Here is a 22,113-nt window from a genome sequence, read left to right on the forward strand (position 1 = left end):
AGCACCTCCACCGGCGCGACCCCGCCGTGCGTGGTGCGCACGCAGAGGCGCCCCCTCCTGTGACGTGGTCCCCGTCGCCCAGGAGCCGAGCAGGCTCCGGTGCCGGACAGCGCCTCGTGGCCCCCCGACACGCGGCTCAGCGGCGACAGGCCGGGCTGTGGGGACTCCTCCTGGTCCCGGGCCCAGGGGACCACCAAGCCTGGCGGGTCCAGGCCGGCCCAGGAGTAGGACTCGTACAGGAACCCGTCGCAGGACTCGCCTCCGATGGCCAGTTCGTGGCCGGCTGGCGGGTCGGAGCGGGATCCGGGGCCGAGGCCGCGCTCGGGCTGGATCCCGCGCAGGTGGATCCGTGCGGTGCCCTGTTCGCGGCGGACGAAGAGGGCCGACCGGCCGTCGGGGGGTTCTTGACGTCCTTCCCGGGGTTCGCCCAGGGAAGGACGTCAACGGGCCATGTCCTGTGTGCCGAGCACCGACAGCAGCGCGAGGCGGTCGGCGCTGTCGGTCCCCACGGCCGGGGTGAACCACAGCAGCCGCTGGCGCCCGTCCTCACTGAACAGGTTCAGGCAGTCGACCTCCAGGGTCCCCAGTTCCGGGTGCCGGATCCGCTTGCGGTCCTGGCGCCGGAACGCCACATCGTGTTCGGCCCACACCCGCGCGAACTCCGGTGACTCGTCGAGCAGCGCCGTGACCAGGGACACGGCCTCGGTGTCCGACGACTCCCGCCGCCCCGCCGCCGCCCTGAGGTCGGCGGTGAAGGCGCGTGTCTGACCGTCGTGGTCCTCCTCGGGGTACAGGTCGCGGGCCGCGGGGTCGGTGAACCACCGGTAGACGAAGCTCGCCCGCCTGCCGTGGAATCCCGACTGGTCGCCGAGCAGCGCGACCGCCAGCCGGTTCTGGACGAGTGTGACGTGCAGGTCGGTGATCACCTGGGCCGGGGTGGTGTCCAGCCGGTCCAGCAGGTCCAGCATGCCCGGGTGGACGTGCGAGGCGCCGCCGCCGTCGGCGGGCACCGGGCGGTGCGCCAAACGGTAGAGGTGGTCGCGCTCGTCGCGGGTGAGCCGCAGCGCCCGTGCCAGAGCGCTCAGCATCTGTTCCGAGGGCTGGGATCCGCGGCCGCGCTCCAGTTCGGTGTAGTACTCCACCGAGGCACCCGCCAACTGGGCGACCTCGTCGCGCCGCAGCCCCGGCACGCGGCGGCGCGGCCCGTGCGGCAGGCCCACGTCGGAGGGGCGCACGCGGTCACGGCGCGAGCGCAGGAAGGCACCGAGTTCGGCGTACTTGGCGGTACTCATCGTCTCCAGTGTGCGCCCTGTCCGGCCGCGGGAGACAGGGGACGGCGTCCCCCCTGTCCGGAGCCTCTGCCACTTCTTGCCGAAGCCGCTCAGTATGGGGGCATGACCACACAGAACAGCACGAACACCGCGGAGTCCCGCGTCGCGGTCGTCACCGGAGGATCCCGGGGGATCGGCCGCGCCGTTGCCCTCGCCCTCGCCGGTCAGGGCATGGCGGTCGTCGTCGGCTACGCCGCGAACAAGGGTGAGGCCGACGCCGTGGTGAGCGAGATCGAGGCGGGCGGCGGGCGGGCGCTGGCATCGGCCGCCGACGTCGCCGACCCGGACGCGGTCGCGGAGAGCTTCGACACCGCGGAGCGGGCCTTCGGCGGGGTGGACGCGGTGGTCCACTCCGCCGGGCGGATCGCGCTCGCACCGATCGCCGGCCTCGACCTGGCGGAGTTCGACGCCCTGCACCGCACCAACGTCCGCGGCGCGTTCGTGGTCGCCCAGCAGGCGGCCCGGCGGGTCCGCCCGGGCGGCGCGATCGTGACGCTGTCCTCCTCAGTCGTCGGCCTGCGCTTCCCCTCCTACGGCGCCTACGCGGCGAGCAAGGGGGCCGTCGAGGTGATGACCCAGGTCCTCGCACAAGAGTTGCGGGGGCGCGACGTGAGTGTCAACGCCGTCGCTCCGGGCCCCACGGCCACCGAACTCTTCTTCGAGGGCAAGGACGAGGAGACCGTGGCCGCGCTCGCGCGGCGGGCCCCGCTGGAGCGGCTGGGCACCCCCGAGGACATGGCCGCGACCGTGGCCTTCCTGGCCTCGCCCGCGGGGCACTGGGTCAACGGCCAGATCGTGCGCGCCAACGGCGGGATCGTCTAGCCCCGGCCGCACCACCGGACTTCCGCTCCGGCGGAGGAACACCCGCCTTACCCGCTTTCGACTGGAGGAGAGATCCATGCCCTTCGCCAACTTCAAGGTCCCTGCCGACACCCTCACCGACGAGCAGAAGAAGGAGATCGTCGAGCGCACCACCGATCTGTACGCCGACCTCTACGGTGAGCGCGCCAGGGCCACCACGGTCGTGCTGGTCGACGAGGTCGTCGACGGCGGCTGGGGTGTGGCCGGAAACGTCCTCACCGCGGCCATGCTCAACGGCGGTTCCTGACGGGCCCGGGCGGCCCGGCGGTGGAGACCGCCGGGCCGCCCCGAGCCGGGGAGGGGACGCTTCCCTTCCGAGCCGGACGAGGGGACCATTAGGGTGGGAGCGCTCCCAATCAGGAAGGTCCCAGCATGAGCGACCCCGCCCTCCCACCTGAACTGCTCTTCGGCACCGCCACCGCTGCCTACCAGGTGGAGGGAGCGGCACACGAGGGCGGACGGGGCCCCTCGATCTGGGACACCTACTGCCGCACCCCCGGCCGCGTCGCCCGGGGCGAAAGCGGCGACACCGCCTGCGACCACTACCACCGCTACCCCGAGGACGTCGCGCTCATGGCCGGCCTCGGGGTGGACCTGTACCGCTTCTCCGTCGCCTGGCCCCGGGTCCAGCCCACCGGCCGCGGCCCGGCCAACCCCGAGGGCCTGGCCTTCTACGACCGCCTGGTGGACACGGTCCTGGAGGCCGGGATCGAACCCGCCCTCACCCTCTACCACTGGGACCTGCCCCAGGCCCTGGAGGACGGCGGCGGCTGGCGCGACCGGGACACCGCGCACCGCTTCGCCGAGTACGCCGGACTGGTCGCCGACCGCCTCGGCGACCGCGTCCGCCGCTGGATCACCCTCAACGAACCCTTCTGCTCGGCCTTCGTCGGCCACGCCGTGGGCCGCCACGCACCCGGAACCAGGGAGGGCCGTCCCGCGTTGGCCGCCGCCCACCACCTCCTGCTCGCCCACGGTCTGGCCGTCGGTGAACTGCGCGACGCCGGAGCCGAGCAGGTGGGGATCACCCTCAACCCCGACCACCTGCTGCCCGCCACCGACAGCGAGGCCGATCGTGCGGCCGTGGAGCGGGCGCGCACCCTGCACAACCGCACCTGGCTGGATCCGATCCTCACCGGTGCCTACCCCGACAACGAGACCGAGACCTGGGGCGCCCTGGCCGACGGCTCCCACCGCCGCGAGGGAGACCTGGAGGTGATCGCCCAGTCGCTGGACTTCCTGGGGATCAACTACTACCGGCCGATCATGCTGCGCGACGCCCCGCACACCGAACCCGACCCCGAATTGCGCACCGCCGCGGACATCGGCACCGAACAGGTGCCCTTCGAGGGCGTGCGGCACACCACCATGGGGTGGCCGGTCGTCCCCGACACCTTCGCCGACCTGCTCGTGGACCTGAACCGCCGCTACCCCGGCATGCCGCCCGTGTTCATCACCGAGAACGGCTCGGCCGAGGACGACCGGCCCGACGCGCGGGGCCGGGTCCGCGACACCGGGCGGGTGGACTACCTGCGCGACCACCTGGCGTCCCTGGCCAGGGCGATCGAGGCGGGCGTGGACGTGCGCGGCTACTTCGTGTGGTCGCTGCTGGACAACTTCGAGTGGGCCTTCGGCTACGACCGGCGGTTCGGGCTGGTTCGGGTCGACTACGACACCCTGGAGCGCCACCCCAAGGACAGCTACCACTGGTATCGGGACTTCCTGCGGGAGCACCGCGCCCGCCGGGCCGAGCGTGGGTGACCCGAGCGGACCCTCCCACCGTCGGTCCGCTCGATCGCGGCACCGGACCGGTGTGGAGGCGCTCTGACCTCCATTGACGATCGGCTTTCGGTGGGGCCGGGCCGCACGAGGGCGGCCGCCCCGTCGCGGTGGATCGGATCCAGCCCGGGCCGTGTCCACCTCCTGGAGGGGGAACCGGTGCCCGTCTCTGCGCAATCGGGGCAATTTCCGGTGCCGCCGTTCGTGCGATGTGCCGACGGGGCCTCGGGAAGGCGTGGGTCCGCACGCCGCTGACAAGCGCCGCGCCTCGGGCGGTGGTACGGATTTCCTGTACGAGGGCCGTCCGCCGCCGTAGGCTGGAGGGAAGCCGTTCGCGCCCGGGGCGCACGGACTCCCGGGCCGGTTCCCGCACCGGAGGGGGCAGTATGCCCGCACGTACGCGCGACTGGTTTCGAGCCGTCACCATGTTCACCGCGCCGGTGGCCCTGTTCGCCGTGATCCTGTACCACCCCTTTCTCGCGCACACCACGGTCACTGCGGAGGGTCTGGCGGAGGTGATCGCGGCCGATCCGACCCGGTGGTCCCTGACGCACGTGCTGGCGGTCGTGGCGCTGGCCCTGCTCGCCCTGGCCTTCCAAGGGCTGCACGACATGCTGCGGGAGGCGGGTGAGGAACGCTGGAGCTCCTTTGGGCTGCCCCTGGTCACCGTGGCCCTGGTGTTCCTCGCCGCGTTGGCGGGGAAGGAGCCGGCCGTCGCGGCGGTGAGCCAGGCCGGAACCGACGTCCTCGCCTTGGTACAGGCCACGAGGCCGTCGACCGTGGTGATGTTCTTGGTCAGCGCGGTCACCTTCCTGTGCGGCGCGCTGGCGTTTGCGATGGGGGCCATGCGCACCGTGATCACGGGCCGGACGATGACGGCCCTGGTGGTGGTCGCCCTGGTCGTCCTGGGCCTGGCGATGCTGACGCCGCTGTTCACCATCGGCTACGTGATCGGAGCCGCCGCGATCGTGGCGTTCTGGCCCCTGGCCTGGGCGGCGGTGCGAGGTGGACCGGCGGCAGAGGCCGGTCCGGGGGAGCAAGACACACCGGACGGGGGGGAGCGGCCCGCCGCGCCGCGTCCCCGTGCCGCCGATCGCAAGGGGGTGTTCCGGCACAGCGGACGGTAAGGATCACACGCCGGACACTGACAGCAACGGCCCGCCGGCGCCCGCGTGGTATCCGGCGGGCCAGGGGAGTGGTGACGATGGAGTCCGGGATCGACGTCCGGGTGATCGAGACGTCCTCGCTTGGGGACCGCAGCTACCTGGCCAACGACGGCGAGGCGGCCCTGGTGGTCGACCCCCAGCGCGACGTCGACCGGATCATCGCCCTCGCGGGCCGCCTCGGGACGCGTATCACCCACGTGGTGGAGACCCATATCCACAACGACTACGTCTCCGGTGGTCTGGAACTGTGCCGACTGACCGGTGCGACCTACGCGATGGCCGCCGCCGACCATGTCGCCTTCCAGCGCACACCGCTCTCCGACGGCGACCTCCTGGAGGTCTCCCCGCGCATGCGGGTACGCGCCGTCGCCACCCCCGGACACACCTTCCACCACCTCGCCTACGTACTGGAGGGCCCCGACGGTACCGAGGGTGTGTTCACCGGCGGCTCACTGCTGTTCGGCACCACCGGCCGCACCGACCTGCTGGGCCGCGAGCACGCCGAGGCCCTCGCCCGGCGCCAGCACGCCTCCGCGCACCGGCTCGCCGACCTGCTCCCCGAGGGGGCACAGGTGTGGCCCACGCACGGCTTCGGCGGCTTCTGCTCGGCGGCACGGGCCGAGGGGGGCACCTCCACCGTGGGGCGGGAGAGGGAGCGCAACCCCGCGCTGCGGCTGGCCGCCGACGAGTTCGTCGCCCACACCCTGGCGGGCCTGGACACCTACCCCGCCTACTACGCCCACATGGGCGTGACCAACCTCGCCGGTCCCGAACCGGTGGACCTGCGCCCGCCCGCCGTCGCGGACCCGCACCACCTGCGCCTACGCCTGGCGGCGGGCGAGTGGGTCGTGGACCTGCGCAACCGCAAGGCCTACGCCCGCGCCCACCTGGCCGGAACCGTCAGCCTGGCCCTGGACGGGCCGATGGCCACCTGGCTGGGCTGGCTCATCGACTGGGGGGCACCGCTCACCCTCCTGGGGCAGAGCGCCGACGAGGTCGCGCGGGCTCAGCGCGACCTCGTGCGGATCGGTATCGACCGCGTCGCTGCCGCGGCCACCGGAACCCCCGAGCAGATGGCCGCGGAGCCCGGCCAGGTCCGTTCCACGGACACCGCCGACTTCGCCGACCTGGCCGCCGCACTGGAGGGGAGGGTCCCCGACGGCCTGCCCGAACCCGGGGCGGTGCTGGACGTGCGGCTCGGCCGCGAGTGGGAGGGCTCCCACGTCGCCGGTGCCGTCCACATTCCGCTGCCCGAACTGTCCCGGCGCGTCGACGAGGTTCCGGAAGGGGCGGTGTGGGTGCACTGCGGCGGCGGTTACCGCGCCACCGCCGCCGCCTCGCTGCTGGCCCGCGTCGGCCGCCGGGTGGTGGTCGTGGACGACGACTTCGCCACCGCCGCCGATCAGGGCGTCCCCGTGACCGCCTCCGCATAGCCCTCCGGTCAGTGTGCGGGGTCGGCGGGCCCTCCCCGAACGGTTTCAGGAAGAGAACGGGCACGTGTCGTTAGCCGGGTGAGCCCTGCCCGAAACCGGGATCTTTCGGCAGTCCGTTCGGTACTGAATTCCGATTGGTTCGCGATTCCCACAGTGTCGGCGAGCGCCGGAGGCACGGCGGCATGAGTCCGCCGTGCCTCCGGAAAAGGCTTGGACGTGCAAGGACTTCACTTCCCCGGACCTTCGGTGGCAGGCCCTCCGGAAGGAGGGCAGACATTTTCTATCCGACTATCTCCGGTGCGGCCTGAAGCCTCCTCCTCCGAGCCGGGCCGACCGGCAGCGCTCCAATCATGAAACGTCCCTTTTTGGATGCTCATGCCTTGACAGTGTGAGGATGATCTCCCTACCATGGGGTCGTTGCGATGCGGTTGGGAGCGCTCCCAGCGAAATTCGCACACCCTGATCTGAGGTCCTGGTGATATTTGTCCCGCGTGTGAAATTTTCATGTTCCTTCACTGGATTAAATTTTCCTGGGGTTCTTGGGTCTTAGGTCTTGTTCAGGTGCTCTCTTCCCCGCTGGCTGGTTCTTCCGATCATTGCGGGGTTATTTTTATGCTCTCTTGGGGTTCTTTGTTAAAGGGGTGCTGGGGTCTCGTCGGGGGCTTGGAGGTCTCGGTCAACGAGTCGGCTCATACCATCTTTTGGATCAAATAATGACCGTGAGTGGCGCAGAAGATAATTGCTTGGTCAGTCGGGACTCCGAATCTCCGATGCGTGAATCGGGGCTGTGGCGGAACTGTTCGGATCAGTTGGTCGGCACGCAGGTGATCGTCTCGGTCGCGGACAGTGTGCTGAGGCAGGGTATGCGGACCCTCATGTCTGAATTCCCGCTCTGGGTGCCACTCATCTCTCGGGACGTTCGGAGCGTCGACTTCGGATCGATCGACCTGTCCCGCTGCGTCCTGATTCTCGCCGATGCCGACATCGGATCCGTCCAGTGGTCCGATATCCCTCTTTCCTGCAAGGTCTTGATCCTGATCAGAGATCCATCGCGAATCGAATTTATGGAGGATTTCTCTAGGGCTGACGGCTTTCTCCTGCAAAGCAAGTTGAATGCAGGGATCATCGCCGACGCAGTGTCCCGTGTGCTGTCCGGAGACTTCCCCATGCCCTCTGAAGTGGCACGGGAGCTCCTGCTCCAGGGGTCGCACCAGGTCAGGACGGCGATACGTTCCACTCGGATAACCGAACGCCAGCGCGAAACCCTGATCCTTCTTTCGGAGGGTCTCAGTAATAGGCAGATCGGGCGGAGGCTTCGTATTTCTGAGCACGGTGCAAAGCGGTTGGTGACAAGTGTCCTCGCGAAACTCGATGCCCCCAACCGTGCTTCTGCAGTGGCATCGGCGATGCGCCAGGGAATTTTGTAGTCCAATATGAAAGGAATTTGTGCTCTGAATTTCAGGATCACCGCTCCCGAGATGGGGTGTCGAGGGGGCGGTGGCTGTCGGTGAAGATGCAGGTGGAAGACGTATGGTGCGCTTCTGGGGTTCCCGGATGGCAAATGGACCTTCCGGGCGGCTTGTCCTGCTGTCCTGTACGGCGTCACTTCGGCCGTAAAGGACGGTCAAGGCCGAATCGATGGTCCTCCTGGCACGCCGAGGTGTGATCCGAGCAGGTCAGCGGGGAGCAACCCCTGGAACAGCGTTCTCTCGTGGAAACAGTGAATTATCGGTGTCTCAAGAGAAGGAAGTGGTGAACGTCGTGGCCGACCTTCCTGTCGAACACGTGGGCCGGCGGGCGGACGTACCGGATACGACCTCGGGAAACACGCTTCTCTCCGCATCGCGGAGCCGGATATTCGACCGGGTATGCCCGGTCGGGTATGGCTGTTCATCCGCTGGATCACACCTTGTCCCGGTCGGCGGACCTCTGCATGATCGGTGTGTTCCGGAGGTGAGGGATACCGAGAGGTGAGTTGATGGATGTTCTTCCGAAGGTCGAGTCGGGTCCCACCCTTGTCTCCTGCCTTGTGGCGCACGCGAACTCGGTTCCGAACAAGGAAGCCGTCAGTTTCGTGGCCAATCCCCTGGAGAACTCGGTAGAAACCCTCGATTATGCGGCCCTCGACCGGGGGGCCCGTCGTGTGGCGGCCCTGCTGCAACGCGACTTCTCCCCGGGAGATCGCGCGCTGCTGCTGTACCCGCCGGGAACGGCGTTCTTCACAGCGTTCATCGGGTGCCTCTACGCCGGGGTCGTACCGGCGGTCGCCCCGCTGCCGGACGGCCAGCGGCACCGCAGCGACCGGTCGGGAGAGATGATCCGCAGTATCGGAGCGTCCGCTCTGCTGACCGAGGAATCAGCGGTGGGGGACACCGGGGCATGGGTCGGCACCCTCGACGACGCTCCTCCCGTCATCGTGACCGACCGGTCCGAGGAACTTCCCGGCCCCGGCGCCTGGAGCGACCCCGGGACCGGACCCGACCATGTCGCCTTCCTCCAGTTCACCTCCGGATCGACGAGCACGCCCCGCGGCGTCGTGGTGCGCCACCACAACATCGTTGACAACGCCGAGCACTTCAGCCGGGTCAACGGGTGCGGATCCGAGAACCGCTTCGGCGGCTGGCTGCCGATGCACCACGATTTCGGCCTGCTGTCCATGTTCCTGTTCCCCCTCTACTACGGGGCGAGCACAGTCCACATGCCGGCGTCCGCCTTCCTGCGGCGTCCGCACTCCTGGCTCCACCTGATCGACCAACGCGACCTCGACTTCTCCTCCTCTCCGAACTTCGGTTACGACCTGTGTGTTCGCCGTATCACCGATGAACAGGCCGAGGGGATCGATCTCTCGCGGTGGAAGTGGGCGCTTGACGGTGCCGAACCGGTGCTGCCCGCGACCCTGCGCCGTTTCTCACGGCGGTTCGAGGACTTCGGATTCCGTCCCGGAACCCTGGTCGCGGGCTACGGGCTGGCCGAGGCGACCCTCATGGTGACCTGCGACGCCGGGGACGAACCCCCCACCGTGGTCCGCGTCGACGCGGCACGCCTGGAGAAGGGCGAGTTCCACCCGGTCCCCGGGGACGAGCCGGGACGCGAACTCGTGCGCTGCGGCGACGTCGAGATCCCCGGCTCCGACACACGGCTGCTGATCGTCGACCCGAACACAGGGGATGTCCTGCCCGACGGCGCGGTGGGGGAGATCTGGATCAGCGGCTCCAGCGTGACGCACGGGTACTGGGACCGTCCCGAGGAGACCAGGGCGTCGTTCGACGCGGCCACCTCCGACGGGCGGAGCGGGTTCCTCCGTACGGGCGACCTGGCCGTGGTCCACGGCGGAGGGCTCTACGTCACCGGCCGGATGAAGGAAGTCCTCATCTACCACGGCCGCAACATCTACCCGCATGACCTCGAGGCCGCGGCACGGTCGGCGGACGTGTGCCTGGAGAACGGCATCGGTGCGGCCTTCACCGTGCGCGGTGCCGAGGACAAGGAGGAGATCGCCCTCGTTCACGAGGTGCAGCCGCGCGGTGCCGACGCCGATCGGCTCGAGGAGGTGCTCACCCGGATCCACCGGAGCGTCTCGCGGGAGTTCGGGGTGGCCCTGGGCGCTGTCGTACTCGTACGCCGTGGCGGGGTCAAACGCACCACCAGCGGAAAGATCCAGCGGCTGAAGATGCGTTCGGCCCTCCTCGACGGGGAGCTCAAACCGGTGGCGGTGCGGGTGTCACCCGCGCTGAGCGACGCGGTCCCCGAGTCCCTGAGCCGGGTTCGGGGGGAGAAGCGATGAACGCTGTGACACCTTCCCCGTCTCGCCCCCCGCGCGGAGACACGATGACGGTGCCCCACCTGACCCCGTCCGCGCTGGACGAACACCTGGAGCGCTCCGAGCCGTTCACCGAGCCCGTACAGGCACGCCTGGACGAGGCCGAGGAGTTCCCCGCCGCGGCCTGCCTCGAACTCGACCGGCTCGGGGTCCCCAGCTACTACGTGCCCCAGGCGCTGGGCGGATGGCTGGGGGACTACACCGATCTGATCCGTGTGATCCGCGCCGTCTCCCGCAAGGACCTCACGGTGGCCATCGCCCACGTCAAGACCTTCCTGGGCGGAGCCACCAGCTGGGTCGCGGCCGAGGAGTCCCCCGCGGGGCGCACCGGGCAGCAGGCCCGTGCCCTGGCCGACCGGATCGTCGGGGGAGCCGTGGTCTCCTGGGCCCTCACCGAACCGGGACGCGGCAGTGATCTGCGCTCCGGGGAGACGTTCGCCGAGCACACGCCCTCCGGATACCGCCTCAGCGGGCGCAAGTGGCCGGTCAACAACGCCACACGCAGCGACCTGCTGACCGTGCTGGCCCGTACGGGGGCCGGGAACGGAGCCCGGGACTTCACCCTTCTCCTGGTCGACAAGGACACCCTCGCCGGGGACGGCTACGAGCACCTGCCCAAGGCGCGCACCCTGGGCATTCGGGGAGCGGACATCAGCGGGATCGCCTTCGACGGCGCCTTGGTCCCGGAGGGGAGCACCGTCGGTGCACCCGGGGCCGGGTTCGAGCTGGTTCTCAAGGCGTTCCAGCTCACACGCACCATCTGCGCGGGCCTGTCCCTGGGAGCGGCCGACCACGCCCTCGACGTGACCTGGCATTTCGTGCGGCAGCGGTATCTGTACGGCAAGGCCCTGCGAGGCTTTCCGCACGTACGCGCCAAGTTCGGTGAGCTGTTCGCCGCCCGCCACACCGTCGAGGCGCTGTCGATGGTGGCGGGCAGGTCGGTGCACGCCCTGCCGGAGGAGATGAGCGTCTACTCCGCCGTGGTCAAGGCACTGGTGCCCGAGATCGTCGACGACGTGGTCATCGGATGCGGAGAGCTGCTCGGATCCCGTGCCTTCCTGAGGGAGGAACTGCGGTCGGGTAGCTTCCAGAAACTGGAACGGGACCATCGGATCGTCGGCATCTTCGACGGCAACCGCTACGTCAACCGCCAGTCGCTGATCCGGCAGTTCCCCCGGCTGGGCACGTGCTGGCGTGACGGTGAACTCCGGGAGCGTGGACTGCACGCGGCCGTCGACCCGAACGCCCCCCTGCCCCGGGACGGCCGGCTCCGCATGATCTCGCGGACCGGGTGCAGCCTGTTGCAGGCCCTGCCGTACGCGGTGGACGGACTGCGCGCGGCGGGCGCCTCCCCGGCCGCGATCCGCTCCGCCCGGCGCGTCCTGGACCTGTGCGACCGGATGCACGCGGGCTTCGTCGACGACGACACGCGCACGGCACGCATCGGCGCGGAGCTGTTCGACACGGCCAGGTCCTACGAGCTCTGCGTCGCGGCCTCGGCCGTGATCCACACGTTCCTCACACGTGTGGGCCGAGGGGATACGGACGCCGAGTTCGACGAGCTGTGCCTGCGGGCGTCCCTGGCGTTCGTCCTCTCCCGGTTGGAAGGCCGGCCCGGGGCCCGGGAGGTGTACGGCGCCGTCGCCGACGCGCTGGAGGTCCACCTCGGCCAGGCGGACAGGCTGCCCAGTCCCATGGATGAAGAGGAGCTCCGCCGATGAGCACACCGAACCCGGCCGACAGGGTCGACACGTTGGAGCGCCTGCTCGGGGACCCGGAGGACGTCGGGAACCCCCTGGGGTACGGTCCCCTTCTGGAGGCCGACGAGGCCGACCTGATGTTCGCCGCAGGGGAGCGGGCCCTGGACGACTTCGGGCTCAACGCCGAGTTCGTCCCCTCCGAGTACGGCGGCAGGCTGCGCGGCCTGGACACGTTCATCGGCATCATGCGGGCCGTCTACCGCCGCGATCCCTCACTGGGCCTCGGATACGGGTTCAGCTCGTTCATCGCCGGCGTCAACGTCTGGTCGGCCGGTGACGAGGACCAGTGCCGAGAGGCGGCCTCCCTGCTCCTGAGCGGCCAGCGGATCGCGGCCGCCTATCACGAGCTGGCCCACGGCAACGACTTCGCCGGCACCGACTGCGCCGCGGTGAGGGACGCCTCCGGGCGCCTCCTCCTGTCAGGCCGCAAGGAAGTGGTGTGCAACATCCAGCGGTCGAGGGCACTGGTGGTGCTGGCACGCACCGCTGAGGGCCGGGGCAGCCGCAACCATTCACAGCTGCTGATCGATAAGGCCGCGCTCCCCCCCGAGACACTCGTCGACCTGCGGCGCTGGCCGAGCGTGGGCATGCGGGGCGTGCAGCTGGGCGGGATGGAGTTTCGCGACTGCCCCGTCCCCGACTCCGCCGTGCTGGGCGACGAGGGCCAGGGCACCGAGACGGCCCTGCGGTCCTTCCAGCTCACCCGCATCGCCCTGCCCGGGATGCTGTGCGGCGTCCTCGACTCGGGCCTGCGCCTCGCACAGAGGCTCGCCGTGGAGCGCGAACTCTACGGCGCACCCGTGTCGGCGCTGCCGACCGTCCGGGCGCAGTTGGCCGACGCCTTCGTGGACCTGTTGATCAGCGACTGCGCCACGACCGTGGCCGCGCGCGGCGTGCACCTGCTGACCGGGCAGTCGAGTGTCCACGCCTCGGCGGTGAAGTACCAGGTCTCCGGGCACCTGATGGGGGCTATGGACAGCCTGTCTGCCGTGCTCGGCGCCAACTTCTACCTGCGCGAGGGCCGTTACGGCGCCTTCCAGAAGCTGCTGCGGGACCTCAAGCTCGCGGGGTTCGGCCACGCCGCCCGCGTCGCCTGTCTCGTCACGATGCTGCCGCAGATGCCCGTGCTCGCCCGCCGCGGCTGGACGGAGGGCCCCGAGGCGCCTTCCGAGGTGTTCCGCCCGGACGTCGAAGTGGGAGCACTGCCCTTCCAGCGGTTGAGCCTCTTCGGGCGGGGGCGCGACAGCCTCCTGACGGCCCTGGCCACGGGGGCCGAGCGCATGGCGGCGGACGGTGCCGCCGAGGGCGCGGAGGCCGCGGAGCTCCGCACGCTCGTCGGGCAGCTGCTCGACGAGTCCGAGGCCCTGCGCCGGGAGTGCGCGCTGCTGCGCCCGTCGGACATCGGGGTGGACGCCCCACCGGAGGTCCTTCGGCTTCCGGCGCGTTACGCGGCCCTGCTGTCCGCGTCGGCCTGCCTCAACGTCTGGCTGGAGTCGGGGACCCGCGGGGACCCGGCGCTCCAGGACCCCGCCTGGCTGATCGCCGCGCTCCACCGCCTGGCCCGGGGCCTGGGACACGCCGGGGTCGACGACATCGGTCCGGTGCGCGAGCGCCTGTACTCACAACTGGCCGAGCGGTACGAGGCCGCTGAGTCCTTCGACCTGTCACGACGCCGACTGCCGTCCTGACCCCGGTCACACCGCACGCACCGAGGAGGGATCCGATGCCCGAAGACAAGAACGAGGCCCCTGTCAACGATCTGGAGCAGTGGCTGACCCGGCAGGTGGCCACCTACCTGGACCGGAAACCGGAGGAGATCGACCAGCACACGCTGTTCACGGACCACGGACTGGACTCCGTCTACGCCCTGACCTTCTGCGCCGATATCGAGGACTTTCTGGGGATCACCGTCTCGGACACGCTTCTCTGGGACTACGCGACCATCCGTGCGTTGGCCGATCACCTGACCGAACTCGTCGCCGGGTCGGGGCGGCAGGGGGCCGGCACGCCATGACAGCACTCGAAGCCGTGTCCGCGTACCTGCCCTCCGAGCCGGTAACGATCGACGAGATCAGCGAGAGGACCGGGCAGACCCCGCGCCAGCTGCGCCTCTACAAGAGGTTCTACGGGCTCTCGGAGGTCCGCTACGGCAGGGAGCAGTCGCTCACCGACCTCATGGTCTCGGCCGTGGACGGGCTGAAGGCCCTGTCCGGACAGGAGCACCGTGTGCGCTACCTCGTCCACGCGCGGACCCTGCACACGGTGTCCCCCTACCCGGCCAACCCCCTGCACGACGCGCGCCGGAGACTCGGGCTGGAGCACGCCTCGGCGTTCACTCTCACCGAGCACGCCTGCGCGAGCGGGCTGCTGGCGGTCGACCTCATCGGGCGGCTGCTGCGGGCCGACGGAGACCCCGAGGCCCTAGGCCTGCTCATCACCGGGGAGAAGGCCTTCACCCCGTTGGCCCAGTACATCCCGGACACCACGTACATGGGTGAGGGTGCGGCCGCGGTCCTCCTGCGGTCCGGGGACACCGGCGGCGACACCCTGCGCAGCTACGCCTCCCTGACCCGCGGTGAGTTCGCGGCCGGCCTGTGGATGGATCCGGAGGTCTCCAGCCGTTTCCAGGAGGTCTACGAGAAGACCCTGACCGACGTGATCACACAGGCGCTCGAAGAAGCCGGTATCGGGCTCGAGGATCTGCGGCTGATCCTGCCGCACAACGTCAACAGGCATTCGTGGAGGCGCTTGTGCAAACGGATGGGATACCCGGCCGACCAGGCTTTTCTCGACAACGTCTCCTGGGTCGGACACTGCTTCTGCGCGGATTCCTTCATCAACTACCGCTCGGCCGTGGACCATGGCTCCCTCCGTTCGGGCGACTACTACCTGATGGCCGCCGTCGGGTTGGGAGCCACTTTCTCGGCCATGGTTTTCCAGCACTGAGAGGACATGATTCTTCGCAATGTCCACATTCGCGAAAAGACTGAAATCCGCCGTGGCGGACGGCCCCGAATCCGTCTTCGTCTTCCTCGGGAACATCGAGGTGGAGGAACAGTGGGCGCAGGGTGAGGCCGGTCTGCCGACCCTCTCGTCGCACGGAGCCAGAGCCGTCACCCACCGCATGGACGAGTTCGCCCTGCTACTCGGTGAAGCGGCCGACCACGTCCTGCTCAAGACCGCCCCGGACCCCGATTTCCACGCCTACCTGGCCGACTACGGGCTGGCCCGGTCGCGAGTGCACGCGGTGGGGGAGCAGCGGACCGGAAGGACCGTGACCAAGGACGTCCTGGACGATCCGGGCACCCTTGCCCACCTGGAGGAGCTCGGTCGGCAGGGGGCCTACCTGGCGCCCCACGGCGTGTCCGATCTGGAGCAGGAGGTGGCCGAGCGTTGCGGGCTCCGCCTCGCCACGAGCCCGGCCGACCTGTGCAAGCGGGTCAACAGCAAGCTCTTCAGCCGCAGGCTCGCCGACCGCCTGGGCATCCGCCAGCCCCAGGGGATGGTCTGTGAGACCCCCGAGGAGCTCGCCGAGGCCGTGGAGTACGCCGAGGGCGTCCTGGCCGACGGCCGCACGATGGTCGCCAAGGACGCCTTCGGTGTGTCCGGCAAGGGCGTGATGGTCCTGGAGGACCGGCGCCGGCTCGACTGGTTGAAGCGCACCGTGGAGCGGTCCCACAGCCGCAGCGGCAAGCTGGGCCTGATCCTCGAGGAGTGGATCTCCAAGGACAAGGACCTGAACTACCAGGTCCTCGTCGCCAAGGACGGGTCGGTCGAATTCGACTTCGTCAAGGAGGCCATCACCGAGAACGGGGTGCACAAGGGCCACCGCATGCCGGCGGGCCTCACCCCCGGCCACGAGGCCGAGATCCGTGACGCGGGCCTGGCGATCGGCCGGGCACTGGCCGACGAGGGCTACCGGGGGGTCGTCGGTATCGACGCCCTCCTCGGGACGGACGGCCGGGCCTACCCCCTCACCGAGATCAACGCCCGCTACAACATGTCCACCTACCAGGCCGTGTTGCAGGAGGTCTTCATGCGGGACCAGAACCATGCCGAGGCCCGGCAGTATCCGCTGCGGCTCAACGCTCCGCTGCCGTTCTCGGTCCTGCGCAAGGAACTGGACCCCCTGATGGCCGGCTCGCCGGGCGAACCGGGGATCGTCATCAACAACTTCGCCACGGTCAACGCCGTCGGAGGCCCGTCGAAGGGCCGTGAGCACTTCGACGGACGTCTGTACGCCTTCCTGGTCGGACCGGACGCGGAGTCGGTCGCGGCCCTGGACGACCGACTCGGCCGCACCCTCGCCGACATCGAGAAAGGAGAGGTGAGCAGCGCGTGAGCGAACAGCACCGAATCCAAGGAATCGCCGTCACCGAACTCGCCGAGCGGTTCGGTACCCCCCTCTACGTCTACGACGGGGAGGAACTGGAGCGGACCTACCGGCGGATCCGCGAGCCGCTCCACCCCGCCGTCGAGATCCTCTACTCCCTCAAGGCCAACCCCAACCTGTCGGTCTGCTCGCTCCTCGGGGGGCTGGGGGCCGGGGCCGAGGTGTCCTCGGCGGCCGAGCTCGCGGTGGCGCGCAAAGCCGGTATCGCCCCCTCCGACACGATCTTCCTCGGACCGGGAAAGAGCGAGGGGGAGATCTCCGAGGCCCTGGCCGACGGAGTCCACTCGTTGATCTGCGAGTCCTACGGCGAACTCGACCTCATCGACGGGATCGCCCGGGACATGGGGATCACCGCACCGGTGGCGCTGAGGGTCAACCCCGTGGAAGCGGCGCGGGGGGCCGGTCTGAGAATGGGCGGAAAGCCCCGCCAGTTCGGGATCGACGAGGGCCTCCTCATGTCCGACCCCGGCCTCGCCGACCGCTACGGCTCCATCCGGCTGATGGGGGTGCACGCCTACCTCGGTACGCGGATCCTGGACGCGGGCACGGTGGTCGAGAACACCAGACAGATCCTCGGCATGGCCCAGCGCCTGTCGGAAAGGCTGGGTTTCCCGCTGGAGTTGGTCGACTTCGGCGGCGGGATCGGTGTCGCCTACTTCTCGGGCGAGAGCGACCCGGACATCGAAGTGCTGGCGCGAGGCGTCAACGACGCTGTCGGGGAATTCCGCGAGCAGCACCCGGAATCGCGCGTGTTCATGGAGCTCGGACGGTACCTCACCGGCAGCGCGGGTCTGTACGTGGCGCGTGTCCGCTACGTCAAGGAGTCCATGGGCCAGCTCTTCGCGGTCGCCGACGGCGGGACCAACCACCACATGGCCGCCGTGGGGATCGGTTCCTTCGCCAAGAGGAACTTCCCGATGAGCGTCCTCAACCGCGCCCAGGAGCCGGCGGACGGGAAGTGGAACGTGACCGGCCCGCTGTGCACCCCCAACGACACCCTCGGCAAGAACGTCGAACTGCCGCGGGTCGAGGTCGGCGACCTGATCGGTGTGCACCGCTCCGGAGCCTACGGTCCCACCGCGTCGCCCACCCGTTTCCTCAGCCACGGCTACCCGGCCGAGGTCCTGGTCCACCAGGGGACGCCGCTGCTGGTCCACGAACGGGAGAGCGTCGCCGACATCCTGGACCGCCAACCCGTGCACGAAGCCCTGATGACGAAGAGAGAAGACGGAGTCTGAACCATGGAACGAACCGACGCTGAGACCGCGAAGGCCGGAGAAGAGACCGTCGCACGGATCACCGGGGTACTCGCCGGCTTCGTCACGGACGAGGGGGTCGAGATCGTGCGTTCGACACGCCTGTTCGACGACCTCGGACTCGACTCGACCAACGTCCTGGAGATGCTGGTCGAACTCGAGGCGGAGATGGACATCGAGTTCGACACGGACACCCTGGAGTTCAGTCACTTCGAGACGGTGGACAGCCTGGCCGCTTTCGTCTCCGGGATGATGAAGGCCTAGCCCGTGACCGTCGCCCAACAGTCCCGAAGAGAGGCCCGGGTCCTTCCGGAGCCGACCCGCACGACCGCGAGGATACTGAGGAGTTTCCACCACGACCTGTCGGCGTCGCCCGGTGCGGAGATCGCCGAGGCGCCGGGGCTCCAGAGCGAGGTCGACGAGTACCTGGATGACATGCTGTCCGCCTACGGGCAGGTCTACCAGGGGCTGCGCAGCAGGGATCCCGCGCAGACCGCCTACAACCGGCTGGCGCGCCGTCTCCTGGACGAGGCGCTCTCCAGCACGGGACGCATCGACCGAGCCGTCCTCGCCTACGCCATGCCGGACGACCAGACCGGGCACTCGGTGTGCGCCTCGATGGTCCACTCCTCACCCGGGCTCACCACGGCCTTCGCCGTGTCCGATCAAGGGGTGACGGCCCCGTTCACCGCTCTGCGCATCGCCGGCGCGACTCTGCGCGCGGACTCCGAGGAACGGGTGCTGGTGCTCGCCCTGGACCAGGCGGCGATCCCCTGGGAGCCTCCGCCGGAGACCCCCGTTCCGGGTCGCGACCTCGGAGTCGCGCTGCTCCTCGGCGGCGCGGGGGGTCTGCTGCACTGGCAGGCCACACCGGTCGACGCGGCCGGCGCCGCACGGGCGGTCGGGGAGGTCCTCGCCGACGTGCGGTCCCGGTCCCTCGGCCCGTGCACGCTCATCCTGGGGCGGCAGGTCCCCGGGCCCGACGCCCCCGGGCCGGACGTCACCGTCCGGCGCGCCCCGTCCGACCTGGTCTGCACCTCGGTGTGGAGCGAGGCGCACCGCGCGGGGACCGCCCCGGGCGGGGGCACCGTGGCGGTGGTCGAATACGACCCGGTGCTCGGATACTTCTGTGCGGTCGCAACGGGACTGGAGGGACGGTGACGATGCGGAGCCCTGCACCCGCCGCGGAGGCCGTGACGGACCGGCCGTGGTTCGTGGAGGCCCGTCAGGGTTCCCCGGACGAGGCATGGAGGGCACTGTCCGAAGGGCTGCCCGAAGCCCCGGTCCTCGGCCCCTCCGGACACGGCCTGACCTGCGGTTCGGTATCCGGCGCGGCGGGCCCCGCCGCCGAGCCGGTCGCCGGGATCTCCGTGGCGGGCCGGTCGTGGTCCCTGCTCGCGCGGCCCGCCACGGCCGAACGCGCTCCGGACCCGCCCCCGGGGTGGTCGGCCGGTGTCGCCGCGATCCGCCTGGGCCTGTCCCTGTGGCTGCGGGACCGGGCGGTGGCCCGGCTGCGCAAGCGCAAGGCCGGGGGAAGGGCACTCGTCCACCAGCAGCTCGTGGGGAGCGATCTGGCGTGGGCCGCGACGGAGCAGGCCATAGCGGAAAGCCTGCTCACCGGCTCGACGGAGCGTCCGGACGACCACGCGGTGCTGTGCCGGGCCAGCCGCCGCGTCACAGCGGCGGACCGGTGCGTCCTGAGACTGTTCGGGGCCTCCGGCTTCCTCAGTGACGGCCCGGGGCAGGTGGCCTACCTGTCGGAACTGATGGCGGACGCCTATCTGGAACCGGTGGCCGGTGACGGCGGGTGTGAAGGGGGGACACGGTGATCGAGCTGGACGATCGTCTGCGGGTACTGAGGCTGGCCGCCCGTGAGTGGGGCGAGGAGCTGAGGGAACTCGGCACGGACCTGGACCGTGATCCACAGGACACGGGCCGTTTCGCCGATGCGGTGGCGGTCCGCTACATCTCCCGCATGATGATCCCCCCCGAGTTCCAGGACACGGCTCTGCGGGAGTCGGGCCACTCCTTCCACGGTGACCGGGCGCTGGAGCGCGTGATCGCCGTGGAGGAGTTCGGCCGCGGCGACGCCGGGGCCTTCCTCGCCGCTCCCGGGCCCTCCCTGTCGGGAGGCATCGTCGCCCTCCTGGGTGACGAAGCGCAGCAGAAGTGGTTCTTCGAGCACTGCGCAGACGACGCCGACGAGCCCGTGTGGACGTTCTTCGGCCTCACCGAACCCGACCACGGTTCGGACGCCTCGGCCATGCGGACGGCGCTGGCCCCGGCAGCCGACGGCGGCCTGCCGGTCCTCACGGGGGAGAAGCGCTACGTCGGCAACGCGGCACGTGCCCGGCTGGGCACGGTGTTCGCGCGGACCGGCCCCGGACCTCTGGGGATCTCCGCGGTGATGGTGGAGACGGGTGCCGCGGGGTTCCACGCCTCTCCACTGCCGACCATCGGCCTGCGCGGAGCCCAGATCTGCGCGGTGCGCCTCGACGGGGTCGCGATCCCCGAGGACCGTGTCCTGGGGCGCCACCTTCCCGCGTCCTCACGCGGTATGCACGGGGCCACCCGGATGTTCAACCAGTTTCGTCCCGGGGTGGCCGCGCTCGCCCTCGGCATCGCCCAAGCGGCCTACGACTACCTCGAACAGCACCGGGCCGAACTGGTGCGGGGCGCTGGGGAGTCGCTGGCGGACCTGGCGGACCGGCTGTCGGGCACGCGCCAGCTGGTGTGGCGGGCCGCGATGAGCGTCGACCACGATCCCGCCCGGGGCGCTCTGGCGTCCGCAGCGAAGGCCCGGGCCACGGAACTCGCCGAACAGGTCACGCTCCGGGCCCTGGAACTGCTCGGTCCGGGGGCGCGATTCTCCCACCCCCGCCCGGAGAAATTGGCCAGGGACGCCAGAGGAGTGGAGTTCATGGAGGGGACGACCCACATGCAGCGGCTCAACGTCGCGCAAGGAGTAGTTACTGGAAGGATCGCATGAAACGGGAGTGGCAGGGTGTCCTGCGCTACGCGGGGCCGATGATCCTGGCGGAAGGTATCGGTACGGCGGTCCCCGTCGTGGTGATCGCGCTCATCGGGTGGATGGGTGACGATGCGCTCTACGTGCGCTCGCTCTTCATGCCCGTCGTCTTCGCCTTCATCGCCGTCCAGATCAGCATCGCGGTGACCACACAGGTCGCCGTGGCGCTGGGTGCCGGGCGGCGGTACGACTCGGCGGCGGCCTCGGCCTGGTGGCTCGCACGTGTGGGCTTCGCGGCGACGGCCGTGGTGAGCGCGGTCTTCGTGTTCGGCGCGCCGCTGCTGGCGGACCTGCTGTCCGTGCGGCCGGACGTCCGTGAGCAGTTCGAATGGTTCGTGCGGTGGGTGGCCCTGGCCCAGATCACGGGGATCGGCCCGGTCGTGTGCGCCGCGGTTCTGCGCGGGGCCGAGCGGCCGCGGTCGGCGGCGGCGCTGCTCCTCACGGCCGGCGGCCTGGAGGTGGTCGGGGTCGCGCTGCTGGGCCTGCCGGGCACGGTCGGCTGGGGGCTGTGGTCCGTCCCGGTCGCGATCGCCGCGTCCGGTGTGATCGTCACCGCGGCGGGATGCTGGCTGCTTTGGCGCGTCGGCTTGTGGCGCCGGGACAGCCCGGTCGGCGGGCGCAGTGAGTCCACGCTCCTGAAGCAGGTCGGAGTCCCGGTGGGTGCGGCCTACGGCGTCATCTTCGGCAGCAACTTCGCGCTCACATGGGTGGTCAGCGTCTTCGGAGCCGCCACCATCGCGGGCTTCGCGGTGGCCTACACCCTGCAGACGATGATCATCGTGCCGGGCATGGCCATCGGGTCCGCGACCGCGATCGTGGTGAACCAGTGCCGGGGCCGGGAGGAGTTCGACCGTCTCCGCAAGGTGGTCCACGCGGGCCTGGCCATCACCGGTGTGCTATACGCGCTGATCGCCCTCGTGTGCTGGTCGGGGCGCGACTGGATCGCGCTCGCGATCGCCCAGGACCCCGGTACGGCGTCCGAGGCGGCCTCCTTCCTGGCGGTGGTCGCACCCACCTACCTGTTCCTCGGGGTGGTGCTGGCCTCGCTTTCGGTCCTCGAACAGACGGGCGCTGGCGCGCTCGCCGTGATCCTGAACGCCACGTATTTCGGTCTCATCTGCGTGATCGGCGGCTACCTCGCCCGCGGCGCGGGGGACGTGATGCCCCTGTACCAGACGATGGCGTTCTTCAACCTCCTCGGCGGGGTGGTCGTGGCGGCCGTTCTGTGGCACGTCCGACGCCTCCAGCGTACGCAGGCCGTGGCCGAATCCCCCCAGCAGTCGTAG

At 70.1% G+C, this 22,113-nt stretch carries 19 protein-coding genes; 18 read left to right on the plus strand and 1 reads right to left on the minus strand.

What is annotated here, in order from left to right; all coding sequences use genetic code 11:
* Window positions 1-440: 440 nt before the first annotated feature.
* On the minus strand, window positions 441-1,292 hold the full coding sequence (locus B042_RS0109785) for a helix-turn-helix transcriptional regulator (protein ID WP_036554469.1): 852 nt from the start codon (window positions 1,290-1,292) through the stop codon (window positions 441-443).
* A gap of 102 nt (window positions 1,293-1,394) precedes the next feature.
* Between B042_RS0109785 and B042_RS0109790 the strand changes: the two genes are divergently transcribed.
* The 18 genes from B042_RS0109790 (at window position 1,395) to B042_RS22660 (ending at window position 22,113) form a co-directional block, all read left to right on the plus strand.
* On the plus strand, window positions 1,395-2,153 hold the full coding sequence (locus B042_RS0109790) for an SDR family oxidoreductase (RefSeq protein WP_028648168.1): 759 nt from the start codon (window positions 1,395-1,397) through the stop codon (window positions 2,151-2,153).
* 76 nt (window positions 2,154-2,229) lie between these two features.
* Window positions 2,230-2,439, plus strand: a complete 210-nt coding sequence (locus tag B042_RS0109795; RefSeq protein ID WP_028648140.1) for a 4-oxalocrotonate tautomerase family protein — start codon at window positions 2,230-2,232, stop codon at window positions 2,437-2,439.
* Between the two features lie 125 nt (window positions 2,440-2,564).
* A complete protein-coding gene (locus B042_RS0109800; RefSeq protein WP_028648141.1) occupies window positions 2,565-3,953 on the plus strand; it encodes a GH1 family beta-glucosidase in 1,389 nt (462 codons plus the stop codon).
* Window positions 3,954-4,357: 404 nt separating this feature from the next.
* On the plus strand, window positions 4,358-5,098 hold the full coding sequence (locus B042_RS0109805; RefSeq protein ID WP_028648142.1) for a hypothetical protein: 741 nt from the start codon (window positions 4,358-4,360) through the stop codon (window positions 5,096-5,098).
* 77 nt (window positions 5,099-5,175) lie between these two features.
* A complete protein-coding gene (locus tag B042_RS0109810; protein WP_051415585.1) occupies window positions 5,176-6,570 on the plus strand; it encodes an MBL fold metallo-hydrolase in 1,395 nt (464 codons plus the stop codon).
* Window positions 6,571-7,289: 719 nt separating this feature from the next.
* Complete coding sequence (locus B042_RS22640) at window positions 7,290-7,997, plus strand: LuxR C-terminal-related transcriptional regulator (protein WP_197024239.1); 708 nt, start codon at window positions 7,290-7,292, stop codon at window positions 7,995-7,997.
* A 551-nt stretch (window positions 7,998-8,548) separates the two neighbouring features.
* A complete protein-coding gene (locus B042_RS22645) occupies window positions 8,549-10,354 on the plus strand; it encodes a fatty acyl-AMP ligase (protein WP_081748701.1) in 1,806 nt (601 codons plus the stop codon).
* Between the two features lie 44 nt (window positions 10,355-10,398).
* Window positions 10,399-12,111: an acyl-CoA dehydrogenase gene (locus B042_RS22650; protein ID WP_051415588.1), complete on the plus strand. Its 1,713-nt coding sequence runs from the start codon at window positions 10,399-10,401 to the stop codon at window positions 12,109-12,111.
* Window positions 12,108-13,838 (plus strand): acyl-CoA dehydrogenase, encoded by a 1,731-nt coding sequence (locus tag B042_RS0109830; RefSeq protein WP_028648144.1) that lies wholly within the window; start codon window positions 12,108-12,110, stop codon window positions 13,836-13,838. Before B042_RS22650 ends, B042_RS0109830 begins: the two co-directional genes overlap by 4 nt.
* 35 nt (window positions 13,839-13,873) lie before the next feature.
* Window positions 13,874-14,164: an acyl carrier protein gene (locus B042_RS0109835; protein WP_028648145.1), complete on the plus strand. Its 291-nt coding sequence runs from the start codon at window positions 13,874-13,876 to the stop codon at window positions 14,162-14,164.
* Window positions 14,161-15,096, plus strand: a complete 936-nt coding sequence (locus B042_RS0109840) for a ketoacyl-ACP synthase III family protein (protein WP_028648146.1) — start codon at window positions 14,161-14,163, stop codon at window positions 15,094-15,096. Before B042_RS0109835 ends, B042_RS0109840 begins: the two co-directional genes overlap by 4 nt.
* 19 nt (window positions 15,097-15,115) lie before the next feature.
* Entirely contained in the window at window positions 15,116-16,492 is a 1,377-nt protein-coding gene (locus B042_RS0109845) for an ATP-grasp domain-containing protein (protein WP_028648147.1), read from the plus strand.
* A complete protein-coding gene (locus B042_RS0109850) occupies window positions 16,489-17,781 on the plus strand; it encodes a type III PLP-dependent enzyme (RefSeq protein WP_028648148.1) in 1,293 nt (430 codons plus the stop codon). The genes B042_RS0109845 and B042_RS0109850 overlap by 4 nt, the downstream gene beginning before the upstream one ends.
* A 3-nt stretch (window positions 17,782-17,784) precedes the next feature.
* On the plus strand, window positions 17,785-18,063 hold the full coding sequence (locus tag B042_RS0109855; protein ID WP_028648149.1) for an acyl carrier protein: 279 nt from the start codon (window positions 17,785-17,787) through the stop codon (window positions 18,061-18,063).
* A 3-nt stretch (window positions 18,064-18,066) separates the two neighbouring features.
* On the plus strand, window positions 18,067-18,960 hold the full coding sequence (locus B042_RS0109860; RefSeq protein WP_028648150.1) for a hypothetical protein: 894 nt from the start codon (window positions 18,067-18,069) through the stop codon (window positions 18,958-18,960).
* A 2-nt stretch (window positions 18,961-18,962) separates the two neighbouring features.
* Window positions 18,963-19,628, plus strand: coding sequence for an acyl-CoA dehydrogenase family protein (locus B042_RS24345; RefSeq protein WP_051415589.1), 666 nt, complete (start codon window positions 18,963-18,965; stop codon window positions 19,626-19,628).
* Window positions 19,625-20,788, plus strand: a complete 1,164-nt coding sequence (locus B042_RS0109870) for an acyl-CoA dehydrogenase family protein (protein WP_028648151.1) — start codon at window positions 19,625-19,627, stop codon at window positions 20,786-20,788. Before B042_RS24345 ends, B042_RS0109870 begins: the two co-directional genes overlap by 4 nt.
* Entirely contained in the window at window positions 20,785-22,113 is a 1,329-nt protein-coding gene (locus B042_RS22660; RefSeq protein ID WP_051415590.1) for an MATE family efflux transporter, read from the plus strand. The genes B042_RS0109870 and B042_RS22660 overlap by 4 nt, the downstream gene beginning before the upstream one ends.

Origin of the sequence: Nocardiopsis sp. CNT312, assembly GCF_000515115.1 — a bacterium.
Classification (GTDB): domain Bacteria; phylum Actinomycetota; class Actinomycetes; order Streptosporangiales; family Streptosporangiaceae; genus Nocardiopsis.